Annotated in this window: 4 protein-coding genes; 2 read left to right on the top strand and 2 right to left on the bottom strand. The window is 68.6% G+C overall.

The genetic code is table 11. The features are described 5' to 3' along the window. Together VFG33_RS21485 and VFG33_RS21480 are read right to left on the bottom strand one after the other, a co-directional pair. Positions 1 to 1,881, bottom strand: a 1,881-nt coding sequence (locus tag VFG33_RS21485; RefSeq protein ID WP_325054705.1) for a glycosyl hydrolase family 28-related protein, incomplete at its 3' end; no start/stop codon positions are given. A gap of 170 nt (positions 1,882 to 2,051) precedes the next feature. Then, positions 2,052 to 3,626, bottom strand: a complete 1,575-nt coding sequence (locus tag VFG33_RS21480) for an FAD-binding oxidoreductase (protein ID WP_325054704.1) — start codon at positions 3,624 to 3,626, stop codon at positions 2,052 to 2,054. A 120-nt stretch (positions 3,627 to 3,746) separates the two neighbouring features. Here VFG33_RS21480 and VFG33_RS21475 point away from each other — a divergent pair, with 120 nt between their 5' ends. Beyond that, positions 3,747 to 4,406, top strand: a complete 660-nt coding sequence (locus tag VFG33_RS21475) for a TetR/AcrR family transcriptional regulator (RefSeq protein WP_325054703.1) — start codon at positions 3,747 to 3,749, stop codon at positions 4,404 to 4,406. Continuing rightward, the coding region (locus tag VFG33_RS21470) for a glycerol-3-phosphate dehydrogenase/oxidase (RefSeq protein ID WP_325054702.1) at positions 4,403 to 5,380 on the top strand (978 nt) is incomplete at its 3' end. The genes VFG33_RS21475 and VFG33_RS21470, both read left to right, overlap by 4 nt.

Below are 5,380 nucleotides of genomic sequence, written 5' to 3'. Positions count from 1 at the left end.
GTCCACGGTGTTGCCGGCCACATACGTCTGCACAGAGCTGGTCGCGGTGACCGACCGGCCTGCCGCAAGGTTGCCTCCCGGGGTGGGCGTGCCACCACCGCTGCCCGGATCGACCCAGGCGCAGCCGCTCCAGGTCGAGTCCCAACCGCTGTTGCCCGCGCCGCGGTTCAGCGAGAAGGTGCCGCCCGGGTAGGCACAGTTGTAGACACCGGCCCGGCCGATGCCGGAGGCAGTGACGTTGCTGACCGACGCGGACCCGGTCGTCTCGGCCTGGAAGGCGAAGGTGCCGGCGCCCTCGATCGAGCCACCGTCCACGGTCACGTTCTGCACCGCCCGGCCGGCGCCCCCGCCGTCGACGAACTGGTACGCCGACCACGGGCTCGCCACCAGTCGGTTGTTCGTCAGTCGCACCTGGGCGTTGATCTGGGTGTCGTATGCGTCCACCCGGATCGCTCCGTGCGGGTGGTTCGTGCCCCAGTTCGGGTTCATCGAGCCGGTCCGGACCAGCGTGTTCCCGGACACCGTGATGGTGCCCGCGAGCGGGAAGAACGGCGATCCGAACGACTGGTTCGAGATCGCGATGCCACCGCCGAGCGGGTTCGTGTCGGAGATCTGGTTGTCCCGGACGGTCAGGTCGGTGCCGCCGTAGATCGCGATGCCGTTCGCCAGGTTCGGCTGCACGATCGTGTTGTTGGCGAAGGTGCTGTTCCGGTTCGCCGAGTGCAGGGACCACATCGCGAGCGCGTCGTCGCCCTGGTTGCGCAGGAAGTTGTTCCGGACCTGCACGTTGTACGCCGTGCCGTTCAGGTTCAGGCCGTCGGCGGTCATGTCGTAGAACCGGTTGTTCTCGACCACCAGGTTGTCGTTGTTGCCGGTCAGCCAGAGCCCGACCTTGAGGTGCTGCAGCCACAGGCCGGACACGATCGAGTTCGGTCCGAGGCTGCCGTTGACGAAGTTGTCCGGCGAGTAGTCGTTCCGCTCGGTCACCTCGCCGATCACCGCGAAGTCGTAGAGCTTCACGTTGCCGCCGCCGTTCGGACGGTCGATCAGGTGATGGCTGAGCAGGGTCGAGTGCCAGCGGCCGGCCCCGCGGATCGTGACGCCGTCCGGGTTGATCGTGCCACCGACCTTGAAGCGGCCCGGCGGAATCCACACCACGCCACCGGATCCACGGGCCGCGTCGATCGCCTGCTGGATCGCTCCGGTCGCGTCGTTGTTGCCGTTCGGGTCCGCACCGCGATCCGTGATCGAGATGGAGCCACCAGGCTGACCGGCCGGGCCGGCGACGTTCTCGAACTCGACGTCGTCGATCGTGTACGGCCCGGCGGTGTTCTCGCCGTCTACCTGGAGCTTGATTTTCGCGCCCGCGTTGACGGTCTGCCCGAGTTGCAGGCGGGCGTGGTCGTAGAGCTTGTGGGTCTGGGAACCGGCGATCCACGAGGTGGTGACGAAGCTGTATTTCGCCGTCACCGCCAGGGACTGCGAGAGCTTCTGCCCGTTGACGTAGACGGACAGGGTGCCGGTCCGGCCATCCGGAACGGAGTACGCGACATTGATGGCGTTGGTGGTGACGGGGGCGGTGAACTCGACGTACTGGCCGCCGTTGAGAGTGACGGCCTGGCGGTTCGATGCCTCGGCGGCGAGGGTGCCCTGGATGTAGCTGGGGCCGATCTTGCTGCCGTTCGTCGCGGAGTTCTCGGCTTCGACGATCGTGAACGGCAGAGTGGCGCCGGCGGCCTGGACGGCGGCCGGTGCTTGCTCGAGTGCGGGGGAGTTGATCGCGGCGGCGGACAGGCCGGCGCCGGCGACCGCTGTGCCGAGGGCGAGCGCCAGAGCGGCGGTCAGTCGTCCGGCAGGGCGTGCGGGGATGGATGGGGGCATGAAAACTGCACCTTCCTCGGGGGCGGGCCGGTCTTCGTGCACCGGCCGGAGGAGCGAAGTTCGCCACACCTTAAGGAAGGAGATAACTTTCCGCAATAGTTCGACTGCTTAACGCAAGTTATCAACAGCTGTGTATACCACTGTGGACGTAGGTTCTCCCGAAAAGTCCGTCAGGGCAACAGAATCCCGGGGTTGAGAATGCCGTTCGGATCGAGCACGCGTTTGACGGCCTGCAGGGATTCGACGGCCAGCGGACCGATCTCGGCCGCGTAGGGCTCGCGATGGTCGGTGCCGACACCGTGGTGGTGCGTGATCGTGCCGCCGGCCGCCGCGATCGCGACACTCGCGGCCGCCTTGGCCTGCCGCCACTGAGCGACCGGATCGTCGGTCTGAGCGGACACGATCGTGAAGTAGAGGGAGGCACCGGTCTCATAGACGTGCGAGACGTGACAGAGAACCAACGGCGGAGTGCCCTGTCCGGAGAGCTCCTTCACGAGCGCCTCGGTGACCGCCGCCTTCAGTTGCGGCAGCGCCGACCAGAACCCGGCCGTCTCGAGCGTCTCCACCAGCGCCCCTTGGTCTAGCAGGGGATCGCGCAGGTACGGCGCGCGGTAGCGACCTTGCCGCCAGGTCTCACCTGGTCCCGCACCGAGCGACTCCCCGCCTGCGCCCGCCAGAAGCTCGGCTACCTCGGCCTGACGGACAGCCGTCCTGGTTCCCTCAAAACCAACGATCGCCAGTACGCCGCCCGCGCCGTCCCCGCCGAGCACCTTCGGATCGGCCAGGTTCACCGCCGTCTCGACCTCGTCGGACAACCGCAGCACAGTGGGAAGCGGTCCGTCCTGCGCCAGCCGGCGGATCGCCGTCAGCCCCTGGTCGAACGAGTCGAACCGCCAACCCTCGAATGATCGCTCGGCCGGCCGGGGCCGGATCCTCAGCACGACCGAGGTGATGATGCCGAACGCGCCTTCTGAGCCAAGGACGAGTTGCCGGAGATCCGGACCGGCCGCGGACATCGGGGCGCGACCGAGCTCGATCGTGCCGCGGGGCGTGGCCAGGGTCAGGCCGACCACCATCTGATCGAACCGCCCGTACCCGGCTGACGACTGACCACTCGACCGCGTTGCGGCGTACCCGCCGATGCTGGCGCCTTCGTACGACTGGGGGAAGTGGCCGAGGGTGTAGCCGTGCTCCGCGAGCAGGGCTTCGGCTGCGGGACCACGAACTCCGGCCTCGAGGGTTGCCGTGCGGGAGATCTCGTCGAGGTGGGTCAGGCGGTTGAGCCTGCTGAGGTCGACCGCGATGAACCGCTTGGCCGGCGCGAGTCCGCCGACGACCGACGTGCCTCCCGCATAAGGGACCACGGCGATGTGGTGCTCGGAGCAGGTTGTGAGCAGAGCCTGGACGTCGTCGTGGGAGCCCGGGTAGACAACGGCGTCGGGCATGTCCGAGGTGTCGCCTGCGCGGTGGCGGAGGAGATCCGGGGTCGAGTAGCCGCGGGTGTGAGCCCACCGCGTTTCCAGGTCCGTCCGGACGTGCTCGGCGCCCAGGAGCTCGGTGAGGAGTTGCTGGACGTCTTGCGCCACACCCGGGCGATCCGTGGGATCAGCCGGGGGCGCGGTTGGTCGGCGTACGCCCAGCTGCTTCAACGCCTCGGCAGCGGCGGCGGGAAGTTCGACGCTGTGCGCGGGGTCGCCCCAGCGGCCGGGCGTGAGTTGCACCACCGGGAGGTCGGACTCGGTCATCGATGACTCCCCATCGGTCGACTTCGGGGGTAGCGTCTCGCGAGGGGACGGGACCCCTGACCCCAGCCCCCTCGCGAGCAGTTCCGGCACATCAAAGTCGCTGATACACTCTGACGTGTGATGTCTCAGCGTAGCAGCGAAATCGACACCTCCTCCACTGAGGCGGCCGCCACGACGAGTTCCGAGGCGACGCCAACGTCGCGTCCGGCGCCGGCGAACGCGATCGGCGAGGAACGGATCCTGGACGCAGCGTACGAACTGCTGCTGGCGATCGGGATGCGGCGGATGACGATGGCCGACATCGCCCGGCATGCCGAGGTGTCCCGGGCGACGCTGTACCGGCGCTGGCCGAACGTGCAGGCCGTCGTGGCCGCGCTGATGACGCGCGAGTGGACCACCGCGCTGGTCTCGGCGTTCCAGCCCGACTCGGTGGACGGGCGGTCGCGACTGGTCGAGGGCGTGGTCGAGGTGGTGGCGAAGACCCGGACCCACCCACTGATGCGGAAGATCATCGAGCTCGACCCCGAGTTCCTGACGCCGTACCTGCTGGAGCGGCGGGGGAGCAGCACGGTCGCGCATCTCGCGCTGGTCAAGGCCGGGATCGAGGCAGGGCAGGCCGACGGTTCGATCCGCGCGGGCGACCCTGACTGGCTGTCGCGGCAGATCATCCTCGTCTCGCTCGCTTCGGCGGTGTCGGGGCCGGTGCTCGCTTCGGCCGACGAGTATCCCCAGCTGGACGAGGAGCTGCGGGTGATGCTGACGAGGTACCTGACGCCATGATCGCCGTGGGCAACGCCAGCCTGAACGCGGCCCGGCGTACTCGCGAGCTCGACTGGCTCGACACCACCGGCAAGGTCGACGTGCTGGTGATCGGCGGCGGCGTCACCGGTGCGGGCGTCGCGCTCGACGCAGCCTCACGAGGTCTGACCGTTGCCCTGGTGGAGAAGCACGATCTCGCCTTCGGGACCAGCCGGTGGAGCTCCAAGCTGGTGCACGGCGGGCTGCGGTACCTGGCGTCCGGGCATGTCGCGATCGCCTACGAGAGCGCGGTCGAACGCGGCATCCTGATGAAGACGACCGCGCCGCATCTGGTCCGCCCGGTTCCGCAGATCGCGCCCTGGTTGCCGCAGGCAAGGTTCGCGCAGGCGGCGATGCTGCGCTCGGCCTTCCTCGGCGGGGATGTGTTGCGGCTGGTCGCACGCACCAGCAGCAACTACCTGCCCCATTCGCGACGGGTCGGCTCGGCCGAGATCCTTCGCTATGCACCGACGGTGCAACCGCACGGCCTGCGTGGCGGCTTCCTCACCTGGGACGGACAGCTGTACGACGATGCACGGCTGGTCGTCGCGATCGCGCGAACGGCTGCTTCGTATGGCGCCAGGGTGCTCACCCATTGCGCGTCGGAGCAGGTCACCGGGCAGGGTGCTGTGGTAGTCGACCAGTTCTCCGGCCGGCGGATCGACGTGGACGCGGGGATCGTGATCAACGCGACCGGGATCTGGGCGGATCAGGTTGCCTCGGGCATCAAGCTGCGGCCGAGCCGGGGGACGCATCTGGTGTTTCCGCAGTCCGCGTTCGGTGGTCTCTCGGCGGTGCTCACTGTGCCGGTGCCAGGGGAGCTGCGGCGGGTGGTGATGGCGATTCCCGCGCCTGATGGCCGCGTGTACGTCGGGCTGACCGATGAAGAGGCGCCGGGGCCCGTCAGCGACGTACCGCGGGCGACTGAGGCGGAGATCGACTTCCTGCTGGCGACC

Source organism: Kribbella sp., from assembly GCF_035687465.1.
GTDB lineage: Bacteria > Actinomycetota > Actinomycetes > Propionibacteriales > Kribbellaceae > Kribbella.
Note: the sequence above shows the minus strand (reverse complement) of the source record. Positions and strands in the feature narration are given on the sequence as shown.